Raw genomic sequence first — 18,045 nt, 5'->3', positions numbered from 1 at the left:
GTTTCGTGCTAGATATCGAGGAATCGAATGTCCTTTGCGTTCTGCTGGATAAACTCACGACGAGCCTCAACGTCCTCACCCATCAGAACAGAGAAGATCTGGTCAGCAGCAGCTGCATCCTCCATCTTCACCTGAAGCAGGGTACGACGAGCCGGATCCATAGTGGTATCCCACAGCTCGGTGTAGTCCATCTCGCCCAGACCCTTGTAACGCTGAATGCCGTTGTCCTTAGGCAGGCGCAGGTTCTTCGCTGCACCACGAGCCAGAGCCTCATCACGCTCAGCGTCCGAGTACACGTAGTCGTGCGGAGCGTTCGACCACTTGATGCGGTACAGCGGCGGCTGAGCCAGGTACACGTAGCCAGCCTCAATCAGCGGACGCATGAAGCGGAAGAGCAGAGTCAACAGCAGGGTCGTAATGTGCTGGCCATCGACGTCCGCATCCGCCATCAGAACAATCTTGTGGTAGCGTGCCTTCTCAATATCGAAGTCATCACCAATACCGGTACCGAAAGCGGTAATCATCGCCTGAATTTCAGCATTGGACAGGGCACGGTCCAGGCGAGCGCGCTCAACGTTCAGGATCTTACCGCGCAGCGGCAGAATAGCCTGAGTATTCGGGTCACGGCCCTGCACCGCCGAACCACCCGCAGAGTCACCCTCCACCAGGTAAATCTCAGAGATCGACGGATCCTTCGAGGAGCAGTCCTTGAGCTTACCGGGCATGGAGCTGGTCTCCAGCAGGCCCTTGCGGCGGGTGGTCTCGCGAGCCTTACGGGCTGCAATACGCGCCTGAGCGGCGGTGATTGCACGGCGAACAATGTCCTTTGCCACCGCGGGGTTACGGCCGAACCAGTCGCTGAGGTGATCGTTCACCTCACGCTGGGTGAAGGACTTAGCCTCCGAGTTACCCAGCTTAGTCTTGGTCTGACCCTCGAACTGCGGCTCAGAAATCTTAATCGAAATGACCGCAGTCAGGCCCTCACGCACATCTTCACCGGTGAGGTTATCGTCCTTATCGCGCAGCAGCTTGTTCTCACGCGCGTAACGGTTCACCAGAGAGGTCAGAGCGGCACGGAAACCCTCTTCGTGGGTACCACCCTCGTGGGTATTAATCGTGTTCGCGTACGAGTAGACGGACTCCTTGTAGGCACCAGTCCACTGCATCGCAACTTCCAGGCTCATGTTGCGGTCGGTGTCTTCGGACTCGAAGGAGACAATCTCCTCGTTCACGATGGTCTTCGCGCCAGCGTTGAGGAAGTGCACGTAGTCGAACAGGCCGTTGTCGTAACGGTAGGTGACGGTTGTGTAGCCGTCGGCGTTCGCACGTACGCGGTTGAGGGTGTTTTCCTTCTCCTCTTCGGCAACCTCGTCACCAACGAACTTCTCGCGCTCATCGGTGAGGGTGATGGTCAGGCCCTTATTCAGGAACGCCATCTGCTGGAAACGCGCACGCAGAGTCTCAAAGTCGAACTCGACGGTCTCAAAAATTTCCGGATCCGGGTAGAAAGTCTGGATAGTACCGGTCTTATCGGAGGGCTCACCGCGGCGCAGGGGGCCGTCCGGAACGCCACCGTTCGAGAAGGAAATATGCCACGCGTAGCCCTGACGGTGCACCTCGGTAATCACGCGGGTAGACAGCGCGTTCACCACGGAAATACCCACACCGTGCAGACCACCGGAGACCGAGTAGCCGCCGCCGCCGAACTTACCGCCAGCGTGCAGCACGGTCATGACAACCTCAACGGTGGACTTGTGCTCGGTGGGGTGCTCATCCACGGGGATACCGCGGCCGTCGTCCTTCACGCGGACGGAGCCGTCAGCCTGAATGGTCACGTCAATTTCGGAGGCGTAGCCGGCGAGCGCCTCATCGACCGAGTTATCTACAACCTCGTAGACCAGGTGGTGCAGACCGCGCTCAGTGGTCGAGCCAATGTACATGCCGGGGCGCTTACGAACCGCTTCCAGACCTTCCAGCACGGTAATATCGGATGCACCGTATTCATGCGGCTGTTCAGATGCATTCTGTTCAGATGCCACGAGGCAGAACTCCTTGAGTAGATGATGCAACCGGCGAAGAAGAACTGCGGGCAGCTCAGAGGGGAGCCTAGAACGCCTCACGAAGGGCACCAGATAGCGCCTGCACAACCCGCGTTGCCGGTGGTGCCCATAGGTGGGCACACTTTACGCATTGTCTCTTTTATTTTACCGAGCAAGAGAGCATAAAACCATCTACATACGTCACATATTGAGCTTTTTTGGGCGCCACCACCCGCTCAAAAGCCCGCAAAGGCGGTTTAGAGTGTTTCAACCCCCTTTTGAGATAGGGGGTACGGTTCACCACTTCGTGGAGGTTGCCGGCGATTCTAAAGCTTTCATAGCGTGCAGAAAATCATGAGGTGCAGAAAAGGGGCACGTTTCATACAACGCCCCCAATGTCTCAGTTTCCCGCCGTGGCAATGCGACGCAGCGACGCGATGCGCCTACCCGTAGGTATCGCGCACACCGCGCATGCCGGTGGCGCGCCGGTAGCCTCGCTGATTCCAGCGCCCATTATTCGGGCTCAGCACGCGAACCTGAGCTACGACACCTTCACCCAGTTCACGGCGGAATAGCTCGATGAGGTGCCCGTGCATCAGGCGCAGCTGAGTCGTCCAGGCGGTAGAGTCGCACTGGACTTCAACGATGGAGTTTTCGAAGCTGATCGGGCGGGTATGCGCGGCGATTTCGGGGCCCACAAGCTCAGCCCAACGCGCCAGCACGCTAGAGACCGCCACGGGCTCTTTCCAGCCGCGAGAGCGAATCAGGGCACTAACGATGCCACCGAGGGGTTTAGGGTCGCGAGAGCTCTCTCCGGGGCCACTATAACCACCCATCACGCGAGGGTCCCAGCCCTGCGCTCGCCGTGATTTCTTCTTCGAGGTGGTGCCGGACATGACTGCACCGAAATCGCGCATGATTTTATTCGCAGAGAAGGCGTTGAGAGGCGCTTCGCCACGTTCCTGAGCCGCCACGCGCATACGGGTCAGTAGGGCGGAGGGGGCGTCCACCTCGTCGCGATAGAACTCGCCCACGCTATCAACCTCGCGCGGGTTTTGAGGCTCTGTAAACTGCAGTTCCGCAAACTCGTCGTATGTTTCACGTGAAACATGGTTTTGAGGGCGGGCAGGGTTACTCATCGCCGTCACCCTCCGCGAGCGCAGACACAGTAGACCCCTCGCTATCCACAGTAGCAACGGCAGGCTGCACATACTCGGCATGACCAGCCGTCACCGACACCAGGCGGTAGTCACCCAGCTCCTCCGGAATATCGCTCAGCACCGCACAGGTAATCAGCACCTGCTCCGCATCAGCAACCATCGCACCCAGACGGTGGCGGCGCGCAGAATCCAGCTCCGCAAACACATCATCAAGAATCAGAATCGGCGAAGACCCCGCTGAGGAATCATCCTCAACATGCACAAACCAGGATGCCAACTTCAGCGCCAGCGCAAAAGACCAGCTCTCACCGTGCGAAGCGAAATGCTTCACCGGCATGCCACCAAGCAGCAGGGTAATATCCTCACGGTGCGGCCCCACCAGGGTCACACCGCGCTCAATCTCATCGCGCCGACGCTCCGCAAAACCGCGCATCAAAGCCTCTTTGAGGTCCTCAATGCGCATCAGCGCCGCGTGCTCGATTGAGCGCTCGCCCATGCTCGAAAAAACAGTCGACTCATAGTTGAAACCGACTTCCTTTGAGCCGTCCGTCAGCCCCGCGTAGGCGCGGCGAAGCTGCGGCAAAAAGCGCTGCAGCAGGCGAAAACGCGCAGAAAGCAGCTGGGCACCCAGGGTCGATAGCTGCTCATCCCAAACCGCCAGGGTACTCAAAGCGTTCTCGTCCCGTGCCTTACGCTGCATGGATTTCAGTAGCGAATTGCGCTGACGCAAAATCCGCTCATACTCGCTACGGTACCCAGCAACCACAGGACGCAAAGAGGTCGCCAGCTCATCCACAAAACGGCGACGACCCGCCGGATCGCCCTTCACCAATTGCAAATCCTCCGGGGAGAACAGCACCGTGCGGGCAATACCCAGCGCCTCCTTTGCACGCACCGGCGCGGCACGGTTAATGCGCACGCGGTTACTCTGCCCCGGAGCAATCTCAAACTCAGTCACCGTCTGCTGCGAACCGCGCACCGTACGGGTGCGAATATAGGCGCGCGAAGCACCCATCCGCACCAGCGGCCCGTCATGGCTCACACGGTGCGAAGACAGAGACGCCGCATAGTCAATCGCCTCAACAATATTGGTTTTACCCACACCGTTAGAGCCCAGAAAAACCGTGACCCCCGCCGAAAGAGGCAGGCTCAGCAGAGCGTAGGTGCGGTAATCCAACAACGAAATATGGTCGATATACACCGGAGCAGCTCCTTTCATGCGGTTCGGTTGGGGATGGGTACGGGAGGGCAGAAAGCACAGCCCCGCGGGCTTCCTTGGGCAGAACCTTGGGAGGCGCGCGGGGCGGCAAACACTGAAACTAGTTCGACGGCAGGCGAACCGGCATCAGCAGGTAACGGTAGTTGCGGTCATCCTCAGCCAGAGGCTCGTCCTGACCGGAAATCACGGCGGGCTTCGGCGCATCGGTAAAGGAGAAACGAACGAACTCAGTACCGAAAACCTTCAAACCATCCGAGAGGTAGGCGGGGTTGTACGCAACGGTGATGTCATCACCGGACAGGTGCGCCTGCAGAGTCTCGGAAGCCTGAGCCTCATCACCGCGGCCGGCATCAATAGCAACCGAACCCTGAGTGAACTTCAGACGCAGGGGAGTGTTGCGCTCGGCCACGAGGGAGATACGGCGAGCAGCCTCAGCCAGGTCGGAGGTGCGAACCACCGCGTGAATCGGGGTCTGCTCGGGGAACAGCGCACGGATGTTGGGGTAGTCGCCGTCCATCAGAACGCTGGTGGTGCGGCGGGTACCCGCTGCGAAGCCGATCAGCTCGCCCGCTGCGGGCAGGGCGATAGACAGATCGCCGGAACCGGAGAGGGTGCTACCGACCTCAGAGACGGTCTTAGCCTTCAGCAGCACAGCCGCCTGAACGTCAGGGTTGGTCGGGTTCCACTTGATTTCGCGCATTGCCAGGCGGTAGCGGTCGGTGGCGAGCAGAGTCATGGTGTCGCCATTGATTTCTACGCGGATACCGGTCAGCAGCGGCAGGGTCTCATCCTTGGATACCGCAATCTGAACCTGCTTGACGGCTTCAGCGAATTCGGCGCCGTCCACGGTACCGGAAATTTCGGGAAGCTCGGGAAGCTCGGGGTAGTCCACGACCGGCATGCCAGCCAGCTGAAAGTTAGCGGAACGGCAGTGAATACGAATCACGGACTCATCTGCGGTGAACTCGACGGGTGCATTCGGTAGGGATCGGCAAATTTCTGCCAGGATCTTGCCGGGAACCAGGCAAACGCCTTCTGCTTCGACATCGGCTGCAATGACCTGGCGGGCGCTGGTCTCGTGATCGAAGCTTGCGATGCTGACCTCACCTGCGGAGGCGGTAATCAGCAGACCGTTGAGTACGGGGGAGGTGGGACGCAGCGGAAGTGAGCGTGCCGTCCAGCCGACTGCTTCGGCAAGGACATCGCGTTCAACGGTGAATTTCATCGAGAAGGCGCCTTTCACGGAATTAGAGAGTAGTTTTTGGGCGCACGTAAAGCTTTGGGCGATAGAGCCGGAAATACCGCGTGCTCTGATGCGCAGTGAATCTTCCGCGCGCGCGTCTATCCATCCTACCGGATTTTGTAATTACACAGAGACTCGAAGGTCGATCCTGCAGCGAAAAATCGGGTGAGATGAGGCATGTAGTGCCGTTGTATTTTTGTAATTACAAAGATAGGCGGAAGGTGTAGCAAATCCAGTCGAAAACAGGTTCGAATTAGGTGATGGTTCGGTGTTGGTTCTTCTTCAAACCCAACCTCAGAGATAGCATGCAGCTATCGATCCAAATCCGCGAAAATCTACATTTTCAATAGGGGCACACAAAAAACCTGAACCAGCTCGGTTGGTCGAGCAGAACTACTTGTTATGGAGAGGATTTTTTCTTTAAGTACAGTAGTATTGTTAACGCTTGTGGAAACGGTGGAAAACCCCTTCCTTGCCTGCAATGACGCGGAAGTAGCCTGTGGACATTAAGTGGAAGAAACCACTTAGTCCTGAGGATGCATTGTGTATGGATATTTATGCATTTCCTCGATTCCACACCTTTTGAATATTCATGCACTTAACGTCCACAAAAACGCATGAGTTAAAGCACAGCTTATCCACACCCCAAAAATCTAGCTTTTTGAGTCGCTAAAACCCTTGAATCCAGCGTGAAGACCCTGCCCCGAAGCCTATAAAACACCTAGTCGAGGCACAAAATAAGCTACGGGACAGGGATAAAAGCGCATCTAGCAGGCGGCGCGCTGCTCCTGGCGGATCAAATTCGTCAGCTCAGTCACCTGATTGAAAATCGTCTGACGCTCCGCCATCTGCGCGCTCACCTTACGCACCGCGTGCATCACCGTCGTATGGTCGCGGCCACCCAGATCGTTGCCAATACGCGGCAGAGACATCTCGGTCAGCTCACGCAGAAGATACATTGCCACCTGGCGCGCATTCGTGAGCGTACGGGTGCGAGACTTCGACTGCATATCCTCAATGGACACATCAAAATATTTCGCCACCGTCGCCAAAACCAGCGCCGACGTAATCTCCGCACCACCGGTATCAGAGAGCAAATCCTTCAGATAAGTCTCAGCCTCAGCCAGGGTAATGGGCTCCGGCGGCTTCTTCATCGAGGCGGCAGCGCTCGCACGAATCAGAGCACCCTCCAACTCGCGAATATTGGCCGTGACATGGGAAGCAATGTACTCCATGACGTCATCGCGTACCGGCAAAATTTCGTTCTGAGCCTTCTTCCGCAGAATCGCGATACGGGTCTCCAGCTCCGGAGGCTGCACATCCACGTTCAGGCCCGAACCGAAACGCGAACGCATACGCTCAGCGAAACCGGTCAGCTGCTTCGGCGGCAAATCAGAGGTAATCACGATCTGCTTCTGGTGGTTGTACAGGGCGTTGAAGGTATGGAAGAACTCCTCCATCGTCGCCTCTTTACCCGCCAAGAACTGGATATCGTCAATCAGCAGAACGTCAACATTGCGGTAAATCTGCTTGAACGACGAACCCTCATCATCGCGAATCGAGTTAATGAAATCGTTCGTGAACTCCTCAGAATTCACGTAACGCACGCGCAGATTAGGGTACAGGTACTTGGTGTAGTGACCGATCGCGTGCAGTAGGTGGGTCTTACCCAGACCCGAACCACCGTAGATGAAGAGCGGGTTGTAGACAATGCCGGGCTGCTCCGCCACCGCGAAAGCACTCGCGTGCGCAAAACGGTTGGACTGACCAATCACGAAGGTGTCGAAGGTGTAGTTCGGGTTCAGTCGGGCAGAGCTATCCCAAGTCGGGGCGTTTTCCGGGTCTTCGTGCGGATGCACCTGTTGAGACTCCGGTACCGCCGGGGCATCCGGCACGAAAGCCGGCGCCGGGTATTCGCGAGGCACACCTGCGGCAGGAGCCGTCGGAGTCGTCACGGGAGCCGGCTGCTGAGCGGAAGGGAAGCCGGCACGCTCCGCCTCCAAAGCCTGCAGGGAGGGGCGGGTGACCTGCTCATCGGCGGGCACCTCGTAGTGATCAGGGCTCGGATGCGGCTCCGTGTAATACTCAAAAGCACGCGAGCCGGTGGGTACCTCGGGATGCGCGGGAACAGTCGGAGCGGCAGTAGGAGCCTGCTCAACGTGCACCTCACGCTCACCCTGGAAAACGTCCTGACTTGCAGGTTCAACCGGAATCATCGACTCATTCACATCGAAAAGCGCGGTGGTCGACGGGCCAAAAGCCTCGTGCAGAGCCGCACGGAACGAGGCGCTAATCTGCTCCTCAAAGACCGCACGAGTGAGCTTATTCGGCACCTCAATAATGAGGCGAGAAGAACCCATCAGTCCCTGAGGCTGCGCAAGATTCACGAAACCACGCTGACGTGCCGTCACCGCCGGATCGGCGGCAAGAATGGAGAGCAGATGCGCCCAGCGCGCCTGAAGAGACTCGGTCATGAAATTCTTTACTTTCACTCGATGTGAAGCGGTGGCGCAGTAAAGAAATAATGCCGGAAACCACCGCGAGGTCATTAAGATTCTACCCGGTTAATGCACGGGTGAAGAAAGTTATCCACAAGAGTTTTCCACACGGTGGAAAACTTGTAATTACAGAAGTGGATAAGCAGTGGATTTAAGTGCATAGCGGGGGTTCTTCCTTGATATTCTGCGGAACGTCTCAGGAATACTGGGTTGTGGATAACTCTCCTGTGGGCAAGTGTAAGAGACTGTTGTGCACCGCGGTGGATATCGTGCCACTGTAAATATCCCCAGGTTTGTAGCCTCTGTATCAGGGGCTTCTCCACAGCCCATAAATGCACCGCAATCACCACCTCCACGGCGCAAACGAGCCTGGAATCACGCGGAAAAACGCCCCAAGAACTTGATTTACGCCCTCCACTCTTCTAAAGTTGTGCTGTTGTGTGTGCACCGCCTACTGCGAATAGTCGCGGTACCTCCGTGCACCAAGAAGCGTACGGTTCTGATACCCCATGAGGGCACGAACCGCAAAAATCAAGGAGACAAAGTATGAGCAAGCGTACTTTCCAGCCGAACAACCGCCGTCGCGCTAAGAAGCACGGCTTCCGTCTGCGTATGCGTACCCGTGCAGGCCGCGCGATTCTGTCGAACCGCCGCGGTAAGGGCCGCGCAAAGCTCTCGGCCTAATCACGGCATATAGTTCGCCCGCCGATGCACACGCATCGGCGGGCGAACTATCATTAAGCGTGAAATACACGCGGAGGTCAGCTCAGCACACGAGCCGAATCTCCCACACTACGTAAAGGGGAACACGTGCTGCCTCAACGGCACCGTATGCGCACCAGCGCAGAATTCTCCCACGCCTTCCGTTCCGGCATCCGTACAGGACGTCGGAACATCGTTGTATCTACGGCGAAAAATCCTGGAAAAACAACCCAGGTAGGTTTCATTGTGTCGAAGGCGGTGGGCAACGCAGTCACACGCAATCTGGTGAAGCGCCGGTTGCGTGAGCTTGCCGCGCTCACCTGCGCCGCGCATCCGGAAGGCTACGCCATCGCTGTGCGAGCGCTTCCCGCCTCCGCGAACGCCAGCTGGGATCAGCTGCGCCGCGACTACGAATCGGCGCTCGAGACCGCGTTCGCTAAGGTCAACCGACCGCAGAATGTCCCGAGCGACGAGGGGACATCGTGAGTCACTCTCGCTGTTCCCACCGTGAAGAACGCTTCCACGCGCATCACAGCGGCACCTACAGCGCCTCGGCTGAGACTCTTGGCCCCGACGAGCTGCTGGCGCTCGCGCCTAACGAATTCGTCAGGCCCGAAACTTTCCTGCAGGCGCTCTACGTTCTACCGCAGAACCTGCTGATTGCGTGCATGAAGGCCTACCGCAAGGTCGTGTCCCCCCTCTACGGGGATGTGTGCCGCTACTACCCGACCTGCTCAGCCTACGCGCTGGAGGCGCTGACCACCCACGGTGCGATGGGTGGGCTTTCCCTGACGGTGCGCCGCATCCTGCGGTGTGTTCCCTGGGCGACCGGAGGTATCGACCCAGTCCCGGAGGGGAAGCGTACTTTCGCTCCCGGAGCAGAACCGAAAATTATTCTGCTCAACCACCCCCATCTTTACACCCCCTCACACCGGTGGTGACGCCCGCCCTGAGTAGGCGGCGCCTCCCACACAATGACTTAGCCGAGTCCTTAAGGAGTATTCCCGCGTGAATATTTTTGATTTGATTCTTTGGCCGTTTAAATGGATCGTCTCCGTGGTCCTGTGGCTGTTCCACACTCTTTTCACCTCGCTGGGTATGGACCCGGCGTCCGGTATGACCTGGGTTCTGTGCATTATCTTCCTGACTCTGGTGATGCGTACCCTGACCATTCCGCTGTTCGTCAAGCAGATTAAGGCTATGCGCGGTATGACCGCGATGCAGGGCGATATGGCGAAGCTGCAGGAGAAGTACAAGGGCAAGAAGGACCAGCTCTCCCGCCAGGCGATGGCTCAGGAGCAGATGGAAATGTACCGTAAGCACGGTACGAACCCCTTCGCGTCCTGCCTGCCGATTCTGGCTCAGATGCCGATTTTCTTCGGTCTGTACCAGGTGCTGATGGGCGTTCCCACCGCGGCGCAGAGCAACGAGAGCGTGCTCATGCTGCCGGCTGATCTGGTGCACCAGTTCAATGACTCGCAGATTTTTGGTGCTCAGCTGTTCGCGACCATGCTGCACCCGGGCGCCGGTGACACCACCGCGACCGTTGTTCAGGCGGTCATCATGATTGTTCTGATGAGTGCGACCCAGTTCTACATTCAGAAGCAGCTGAGCGTGAAGAACATGTCGGAGGCGGCTCTGAACTCCCCGATGTTCCGTCAGCAGCAGATGATCATGTACATCTTCCCGATCATCTTCGCTGTTTCCGGTATTAACTTCCCGCTGGGTGTTATGTACTACTGGACCGTGTCGAACCTCTGGTCGCTGGGTCAGCAGTGGTGGGTTATCCGCAATAACCCGACCCCCGGTTCTCAGGCGGAGCGTGAGCTGAATGCTCGCCGTGCGGCGAAGGGCCTGCCTCCGATTGGTAAGACCCGCGAGCAACACGAGAAGGATCTGCAGGAGGCTCGTGAGCGTGCCGCTGCGGGTCAGCGTCAGCAGCCGGTTGGTAAGAAGCGCCAGAAGCAGCAACGCAATAAGCAGAACGGAAAGAAGTAGTTTTCTTCCGTGATTCGGGCCGGGTTCTCGCCACGTGTGGCGCGGGCCCGGCGCCGTGTATGAGATACTTTTTACCCCTAGGACACCCCTCCGAACACCCTGAGGATTATTGTGACTGAAGCTATGGAATATGAGGACGAGCAGCTCGTTGAGGAGCAGCTGGTAGAGGAGCCCCTTGAGGGCGAAGAAGACGATTTTGAGGACATCGACGAGGAAGGCGATATCGCCGCTGATTACCTCGAGGAGCTCCTCGATATTGTCGATATGGACGGCGATATTGATATTGAGGTGCGCAATAACCGCATCTACCTTTCGGTCTTCAACGACGACGATGACAATGAGGAACTGCGCCACCTGGTCGGCCGCCACGGCGAGGTTCTGGAGGCACTGCAGGAGCTGGTGCGTCTCTCCGTCCTGGCTGGTAACGGCACCCGTTCCCGCCTGATTCTGGATGTTGCCGGTTACCGTGCTGAGCGTCGTGAGCAGCTGGAGAAGATCGCTGCTGACGCGATTGAGAAGGTGCGTGCTACCGGTCGTGATGAGCACCTGAAGCCGCTGAGCCCGTACGAGCGTAAGGTCGTGCACGATGTGGTCGCTGCCGCTGGTCTGTACAGTGAGTCTGAGGGTGAGGGCCCTCGCCGTCACGTGGTGATTTCTCTTCCCGAGGTAGGAGCCTAGTATGGAAACTTCAATGGTTACTCTCAGTGAGAGTGAGCGCGCCGCTGCGGAGGCTGTGTTCGGTGAGCGTCTGCCCCTGGCGGAACGCTACGTGCAGCACCTGGCGACGACCGGTATTGAGCGCGGTCTGATTGGTCCGCGTGAGGTGCCGCGCCTGTGGGCTCGCCACGTGCTGAACTGTGCCGTGGTGCAGGAGTACATTGCTCCGAACGCTTCGGTGGCTGATGTTGGTTCGGGTGCGGGCCTGCCCGGCCTGTGCCTGGCGATTGCTCGCCCGGATTTGAAGCTGACTCTGATTGAGCCTCTGGAACGCCGTGTCATCTGGCTGAATGAGGTTGTCGAGGATCTGGGTCTGGAGAACGTGACTGTGCTGCGTTCGCGTGCTGAGCAGGCTGTGGGCACTGTTGAGGCTGATGTGGTGACTGCGCGTGCTGTGTCCGCACTGGTGGGCCTGCTGGACATCACCCTGCCGATTCTGCGCGGCACCGGCGAGCTGCTGGCTCTGAAGGGTCGTAGCGCCGCTGAGGAAATCACTAAGGCGAAGAAGAAGCTGAACCGCTACGGTGCGCGTGAGACTGAGATTCTCACTGCCGGCGGCGATCTGCTGGAGGAGCCGACGACGGTGGTTCGAGTTCGTCTCTAAAGGTTTCGTCTCAAATGGGCGGTACCGCAATGAGCTAGTGAATATGCTGGCTTGTGCGGTACCGCCCATTTTTTGTGCGCAGGTTTGATGGGCATGTTGAGTGTGTGTATCCGCAGAGTACATAGAATGACCTCTCGCGTGGAGTATTGACCTGATGCCGGGTACCCTTAAGGAAGGATTGAAACCTTAGACTCTTCTGCATCAAAGCCTGATAGTTCAGTGAGGGCGCCGAGTCCTTCAGAGACCAGGCAGGCATCACCAATGTTTCACGTGAAACATTGCAGGCTTCAGCACCTTACGGAGTATGTTTCACGTGAAACATGCCGGGAATAGGTAGCGGCAGGGGAGCGGGGAAGTAGACCCTCCTCGCATGTGAATATTTCAGAACATCACGCCAGGCGAGGCACCAGAAGAAGCATCACCGTAGACACACCACCCGGAATATGGAAGGCACCCGATGACTCCTCAAGCTCAGAAATCTGTTGCAGATTTGCTCCCCAAGCCTGTGCATACGCGTGTCTTCACCGTGTCGAACCAGAAGGGCGGCGTGGGTAAAACCAGCACCGCCGTGAACCTCGCCGCTGCGCTCGCGGAGGCTGGACTCAATGTCCTGGTCATCGATAACGATCCGCAGGGTAACGCCTCGACCGCGCTGGGCATTGAGCATGGCGTGGATGTTCCCAGTGTCTACAACGTCCTGATTGAGGATAAGCCGCTTTCTGAAATTGTTCAGGAATGCCCCGATATGCCCGGCCTGTTCTGCGCCCCCGCCAATATCGACCTTGCGGGCGCGGAGATCGAACTGGTCTCCCTGGTGGCTCGCGAGACCCGCCTCAAGAACGCGCTGATGGACTACACCGAGTGGCGCGAGAAGCAGGGCATGGAACGCCTGGATTACGTTTTCATTGACTGCCCGCCGAGCCTCGGCCTGCTGACCGTCAACGCTTTCGTCGCGGCAGAAGAGATCCTGATTCCGATTCAGTGCGAGTACTATGCACTGGAAGGTCTGAGTCAGCTGCTGAAGAATATTCAGATGATTCAGAAGCATCTGAACTCTAAGCTGCGCATCAGCACGATTCTGCTGACCATGTACGATGCCCGCACCAACCTGGCGTTCCAGGTGGCGGAGGAGGTGCGTGAGCACTTCCCGGAGGAGACCCTGGGTGTGAAGATTCCTCGCTCGGTGCGTATCTCTGAGGCCCCCAGCTACCAGCAGACCGTCATCACCTACGACTCGTCGTCGACCGGCGCTCGCGCCTACCGTGAGGCGGCACAGGAACTCTCACGCCGATCTGCATAATCTAAATCTTTTGAAATGAGCCCTTTTGAATTGTCTTTTGATGATTCAAAAGGGCTCATTTTGTGCGGTATTTTCTGGGTAAAATCCTCAAAAACAGCCTCAAAACATTAATTTTTGAAAATAATGCGGATTGTGTGCCGCACAGTTTCCACTCCTGCTCTCGAGTGCTTATTTCGTTTACACTAGATGAAGAAGAAAAAATGAGCGGGCTCGTCCGGGAGTCCTAAGGAGTAACGATGGCTGAAAAGCGACGCGGCTTGGGTCGTGGCCTGGGGGCACTGATCCCTCAGAGTACGAAGAATTCTGGTAATGCTGAGGCGAAGGCGACCGAAAATACTGCTGCAGCAAAGACTGCACCCAAGAAGATCTCTGCTCCGATTGAAGAGCCGATAACTGACGGTCTCTTCGAAATGGCTCACGAGGCCAAGCCCGAGAAGCACCGCAAGAGCACTAAGACCGAGGCTGTAGAAGCTAAGCCTGCTGACTCTGCACCCGCTCAGGAAAAGCCTGCTCCCGCTGAGAAGGTAGAGGAAAAGGTGGAAGCCCCCGCCTCCTCGCAGGATGTTTCACGTGAAACATCGAAGAAGAAGTCCCGCGTGGATATGGGTGCGGCTCTGCGCAACACCACTCTGACTCGCCGCCCGGTGGACTTTTTCTTTGGTGAAGATGTCTCCACCCCGCAGTCTGCATCTGAAGAACAGAACGGCCTGGTTCCGGTTCCCGGTGCCCAGTTTGCCGAGTTGAATGTTCGCGATATCCACCCGAACCGTAAGCAGCCCCGAACCGATTTTGATGAGCAGGACATGGAGGAGCTCATCCACTCGGTGCGTGAGATTGGCGTTCTGCAGCCGATCGTTGTGCGTCCCTCGCGCGAAAACGGTGCCGAAAAGTATGAGCTGGTGATGGGTGAGCGCCGCTGGCGTGCGACCCAGGCGGCTGGTCTGAGCACCATCCCCGCGATCGTTCGTGAGACTGAAGACGGCGATCTGCTCCGTGATGCCCTGTTGGAGAACCTGCACCGTAGTCAGCTGAACCCCATTGAAGAGGCAGCGGCATACCAGCAGCTCATGGAGGAGTTCGATACTACTCAGGAGCAGCTGGCTAAGCGCATTGGTCGTTCTCGCCCCCAGATTTCGAACACGATTCGTCTGCTGAAGTTGCCGGCTCTGGTCCAGCGTCGCGTTGCGGCGGGTATTCTCTCGGCAGGCCACGCTCGTGCTCTGCTGGCTTTGACTGATCAGGCGCAGATTGAGACTCTCGCACAGAAGATTGTGAATGAGGGCCTGTCGGTTCGTGCAACCGAGGAGTTGGTGAACCACGCATCCGGCGCCACGGAGGTGAAGGAGCGTAAGGCTCCTCAGCCTCAGAAGCACCGTGAGCGCCTGGACTATATTGCGGAGGCTTTTGCTGACAAGCTCGATACTTCGGTGAAGATTTCGCTGGGTGCTCGCAAGGGTAAGATGACCATCGAATTTGCAAATGTTGAGGATCTGAACCGTATCATCCGCGTTTTGGATTCTGATTTCTCGGGCTAAATTTTCGCGTAAAACAATATTTAGCAACTGAAATCAGTTGTATATACAAAAAACCCTCGGTAATGTTTCACGTGAAACATCACCGAGGGTTTTTCTCTAGCTGCTCGAAAGATTAGCCCAGGTGCTCGGAGAACTCGGCCAGCAGAGCGGGCTTCGTCTTAGCGCCTACGGTCTTCTTGACGACCTCGCCACCCTTGAAAAGGTAGATGGCGGGAATAGAGGTAATGCCGTACTTCATGGCGGTATCGCCATTTGCCTCAACATCCACCTTGATCACGTCGACCTGGCCTGCGTACTCGCCAGCGATCTCGTCAATCACGGGACCAACCATGCGGCAGGGGCCGCACCATTCAGCCCAGAAGTCCACGATAACGGGCTTGTCGTTCTTCAGAACCAGTTCGTCAAAAGTGGCATCAGTTGCCTGCTGTGCACTGCTCACGGAGTGCTCCTTTCTGACACGGGGTGGATTCCCCTGTGAATAATACGAATAGTTTTAGAGGTTTTCGAGGTAGTGCTGCGCGTCCAGAGCGGCAACAGCACCGGAACCAGCGGCAATAATTGCCTGGCGGTAGGTCGGGTCAATCACGTCGCCGGCAGCGAAAACGCCGGGAACGGAAGTCTTCGAAGAACGACCCTGAACCGCGATGGTGTGGTTCTCGGTAATCTCCAGCTGGTCACGTACCAGTTCCACGCGAGGATCGGAGCCAATAGCGATGAACAGGCCCTGAACAGCCAGCTGACGCTCAGAACCGTCCTTGGTGTTGGTCAGGGTGATCGACTCGAGGTTGCTCTCGCCGTGAACGGCGGTGACAGCCGAATCCCATACAACCTCAATCTTCGGGTTGTTGAACACGCGGGTCTGCATGATTTCCGAAGCACGGAAAGAGTCGCGGCGGTGCACCAGGTACACCTTGGATGCGAAGGTCGTCAGGAACAGTGCCTCCTCCAGTGCGGAGTCGCCACCGCCGACCACTGCAATTTCCTTGTCCTTGAAGAAGAAGCCATCGCAGGTTGCGCACCAGGATACGCCGTAACCGGAGAGTCGGTCTTCGCCCTCGATGTTGAGCTTACGGACCTGAGAACCGGTGGTCATGATGACGGTCTTCGCCAGGTGAACGGCGCCGTCTGCGGTGTAGACCTTCTTCACGTCGCCGGTGAGTTCGACCTTTTCTACGTCCTGGTAGCGGATGTCCGTACCGAAACGCTCAGCCTGCTGGCCGATGTTTTCCATCAGCTCGGGGCCCTGGATGCCCTGAATGAAGCCGGGGAAGTTCTCCACCTCGGTGGTGTTCATGAGGGAGCCTCCGGGTGCCAGGGAGCTGGCGAAGAGGACGGGCTTCAGCTCGGCGCGTGCCGCGTAGATTGCGGCGGTGTAGCCGGCGGGACCGGAGCCCACAATAATGACGTTGTGGACGGTTGCGTCGGCCTCAACCTCGGCAGCCGGTGCGGCTTTGGTGGCGGGTGCGGACGCGAGGTTCAGGTTGCCCAGGGCGGAGCCTCCGAAGAGGCCTCCCAGATTCTCAGTCATCGGATATATCTTTCCGTTGTAGGTCTTTCGTTCTGCCCCTATAACAGGGCTTTATCCTCGATTATTCCATTTTTTGGGGACCCTTATCTAGATACTCCGCCCACTGTGAATCTTTGAGTAGCTACCCTGCCATAAAGAGTCATAAATAGACATCAAAAGGGCGGGGCTTCTGAACCGTTGAGTTCAGAAGCCCCGCCCTTATGTCTGGGGTGCGAGCGCACTGTCGGCGTCGCGTTATGGGTTGATTAGTCCACCTTGATTTCGTTGATGCGCAGACCGTAATTCCACGTTCCAATCGGCAGGGAGAGGCGGGGCAGCTCGTTGACCACGATGATCACGTAGGCGCCCTTTTCTGCGCTCTGCTTGGAGGTGTCCAGGGTGACGACTGCATCCTTGCCTTCGAAGGTGCCCTTGCCGACCTCAACCGCACCGTCCAGGGATGCAGAGCTGTTGGTGTAGACGGTGAAGGAGCCGCCGGTGCCGGTGTTCTGCTGGATGGTCAGCTTGGAGACGACGGTGGGGGTCTGCAACTTCAGTGCCAGGCCGAATTCCTTGATGGTGCCGGCGTAGTTGGCGGTGCCGAAGCCGTAGCTGATCCATGCGGTGTTGGCGTTACCGTCGGTCAGGTTCGGGATGAGGGTGTCCATGTCGTTCATGAACGTGGGGTTCGAGGGCACGAAGCGAGCCACGGACGCGATCTTCGCCGGTGCGTTCGATGCCTTAGCGGTCGGGGATGCCGATGCGCTGGCGTTTGCCGCAGCCGATTCGGAGGCGGACATAGAGGACTTGGGGGTGTGCGGTGCGGCTGCCTGGTTGGAGCCGATTGCGCCCAGGGAGGTGAGGATACCGCCTGCGACGATGACGAGCAGCAGGACTGCTGCCAGGGCGACGGCCCAGGTGCCGCGGCTGCCGTCTTCTTCGTCTTCGTCATCTTCGTAGATGCTGGTGGGTTCGGAGTACGCGGTGACGGCGGTGCCGTCGGATGCATTCCAGTTCTTGGCGGCGGTGATGCTCTCCTGGTTGGCGGTGGAGGTGGAGACCTTCTCGTAGGTGTTGGGGGAGCTGCCGCTTTCGGAGTCGCCGAAGATTTCGGTGCCCAGCGCGTCTTCTGCGTTGGAGAGTGCGTGGTTTTCGACCAGCAGGGTGTCCAGCAGGGTGTCGGGGCGGGTGTGGGAGGTGACGAGGTAGCGGCTGCCTTCGGGGGTGATGCCCAGGTCGAGGATCTGGATGTTGCCGCGTGCGTTGGTTGCGAGCGCGCGGGAGTTTGCTTCCAGCAGTGCGCTGCGGCTGGGCGATGCGACGACGACCGAGACCTTACGGTTGAGAATCTGGTCGGTGCCTTCAAGCACCATGTCGGATTCTGCCGTAATGATGATGTGTGCGGTGATCTCGTAGCGGCCTCCGAGGACCGATCCGACCGGAATCTGTTGCGACAACGTGTTCTCCCGAGGTGGTTTCATAGTGCCTGCCGTGTGGCGGGCCCTGACTATTAGATTCTACCC

The 18,045-nt window shown here is 57.8% G+C and carries 16 protein-coding genes; 8 read left to right on the top strand and 8 right to left on the bottom strand.

What is annotated here, in order from left to right; translation table 11 throughout:
• Window positions 1-8: 8 nt before the first annotated feature.
• The 5 genes from gyrB to dnaA form a co-directional block, all read right to left on the bottom strand.
• On the bottom strand, window positions 9-2,039 hold the full coding sequence (gene gyrB / locus QZ822_RS07555; protein WP_294643721.1) for a DNA topoisomerase (ATP-hydrolyzing) subunit B: 2,031 nt from the start codon (window positions 2,037-2,039) through the stop codon (window positions 9-11).
• 443 nt (window positions 2,040-2,482) lie between these two features.
• Window positions 2,483-3,178: a DUF721 domain-containing protein gene (locus tag QZ822_RS07550; protein ID WP_294643719.1), complete on the bottom strand. Its 696-nt coding sequence runs from the start codon at window positions 3,176-3,178 to the stop codon at window positions 2,483-2,485.
• The gene (gene recF / locus QZ822_RS07545; protein ID WP_070832485.1) at window positions 3,171-4,400 is read right to left on the bottom strand and encodes a DNA replication/repair protein RecF; all 1,230 of its coding nucleotides are present in this window, start codon (window positions 4,398-4,400) and stop codon (window positions 3,171-3,173) included. Before recF ends, QZ822_RS07550 begins: the two co-directional genes overlap by 8 nt.
• 118 nt (window positions 4,401-4,518) lie before the next feature.
• Complete coding sequence (gene dnaN, locus QZ822_RS07540; RefSeq protein WP_049327445.1) at window positions 4,519-5,643, bottom strand: DNA polymerase III subunit beta; 1,125 nt, start codon at window positions 5,641-5,643, stop codon at window positions 4,519-4,521.
• Between the two features lie 785 nt (window positions 5,644-6,428).
• Complete coding sequence (gene dnaA, locus QZ822_RS07535) at window positions 6,429-8,135, bottom strand: chromosomal replication initiator protein DnaA (RefSeq protein ID WP_294643717.1); 1,707 nt, start codon at window positions 8,133-8,135, stop codon at window positions 6,429-6,431.
• A 570-nt stretch (window positions 8,136-8,705) separates the two neighbouring features.
• On the opposite strand from dnaA, the gene rpmH reads away from it, so the two are divergent.
• The 8 genes from rpmH (at window position 8,706) to QZ822_RS07495 (ending at window position 15,015) form a co-directional block, all read left to right on the top strand.
• Entirely contained in the window at window positions 8,706-8,843 is a 138-nt protein-coding gene (gene rpmH / locus QZ822_RS07530) for a 50S ribosomal protein L34 (RefSeq protein ID WP_049332235.1), read from the top strand.
• A 126-nt stretch (window positions 8,844-8,969) separates the two neighbouring features.
• Window positions 8,970-9,347: a ribonuclease P protein component gene (rnpA, locus tag QZ822_RS07525; protein WP_294643715.1), complete on the top strand. Its 378-nt coding sequence runs from the start codon at window positions 8,970-8,972 to the stop codon at window positions 9,345-9,347.
• Window positions 9,344-9,802, top strand: coding sequence for a membrane protein insertion efficiency factor YidD (gene yidD, locus QZ822_RS07520; RefSeq protein ID WP_294643713.1), 459 nt, complete (start codon window positions 9,344-9,346; stop codon window positions 9,800-9,802). The genes rnpA and yidD overlap by 4 nt, the downstream gene beginning before the upstream one ends.
• Before the next feature lie 67 nt (window positions 9,803-9,869).
• Window positions 9,870-10,859, top strand: a complete 990-nt coding sequence (gene yidC, locus QZ822_RS07515) for a membrane protein insertase YidC (protein ID WP_294643711.1) — start codon at window positions 9,870-9,872, stop codon at window positions 10,857-10,859.
• A 111-nt stretch (window positions 10,860-10,970) separates the two neighbouring features.
• Window positions 10,971-11,537 carry a R3H domain-containing nucleic acid-binding protein gene (locus QZ822_RS07510; RefSeq protein WP_294629010.1) on the top strand — a complete coding sequence of 189 codons (567 nt, stop codon included), beginning with the start codon at window positions 10,971-10,973 and terminating at the stop codon, window positions 11,535-11,537.
• Window positions 11,538-11,550: 13 nt separating this feature from the next.
• The gene (gene rsmG, locus QZ822_RS07505) at window positions 11,551-12,180 is read left to right on the top strand and encodes a 16S rRNA (guanine(527)-N(7))-methyltransferase RsmG (RefSeq protein ID WP_180950409.1); all 630 of its coding nucleotides are present in this window, start codon (window positions 11,551-11,553) and stop codon (window positions 12,178-12,180) included.
• Window positions 12,181-12,637: 457 nt separating this feature from the next.
• Complete coding sequence (locus tag QZ822_RS07500) at window positions 12,638-13,480, top strand: ParA family protein (protein WP_005504078.1); 843 nt, start codon at window positions 12,638-12,640, stop codon at window positions 13,478-13,480.
• Between the two features lie 236 nt (window positions 13,481-13,716).
• Entirely contained in the window at window positions 13,717-15,015 is a 1,299-nt protein-coding gene (locus tag QZ822_RS07495; RefSeq protein ID WP_294643709.1) for a ParB/RepB/Spo0J family partition protein, read from the top strand.
• A gap of 112 nt (window positions 15,016-15,127) precedes the next feature.
• On the opposite strand, the gene trxA is transcribed toward QZ822_RS07495, so the two are convergent.
• The 3 genes from trxA to QZ822_RS07480 all read right to left on the bottom strand — a co-directional run bounded on the left by trxA (window position 15,128) and on the right by QZ822_RS07480 (window position 17,979).
• On the bottom strand, window positions 15,128-15,454 hold the full coding sequence (gene trxA / locus QZ822_RS07490) for a thioredoxin (protein WP_294643707.1): 327 nt from the start codon (window positions 15,452-15,454) through the stop codon (window positions 15,128-15,130).
• A 54-nt stretch (window positions 15,455-15,508) separates the two neighbouring features.
• Window positions 15,509-16,543: a thioredoxin-disulfide reductase gene (gene trxB / locus QZ822_RS07485; protein WP_049341938.1), complete on the bottom strand. Its 1,035-nt coding sequence runs from the start codon at window positions 16,541-16,543 to the stop codon at window positions 15,509-15,511.
• A gap of 245 nt (window positions 16,544-16,788) precedes the next feature.
• Window positions 16,789-17,979: a serine/threonine protein kinase gene (locus tag QZ822_RS07480; protein ID WP_294643705.1), complete on the bottom strand. Its 1,191-nt coding sequence runs from the start codon at window positions 17,977-17,979 to the stop codon at window positions 16,789-16,791.
• Window positions 17,980-18,045 lie beyond the last annotated feature (66 nt).

The sequence above is a fragment of the uncultured Rothia sp. genome (assembly GCF_916715725.1).
In the GTDB taxonomy this organism is placed as follows: Bacteria; Actinomycetota; Actinomycetes; order Actinomycetales; family Micrococcaceae; genus Rothia.
Note: the sequence above shows the minus strand (reverse complement) of the source record. Positions and strands in the feature narration are given on the sequence as shown.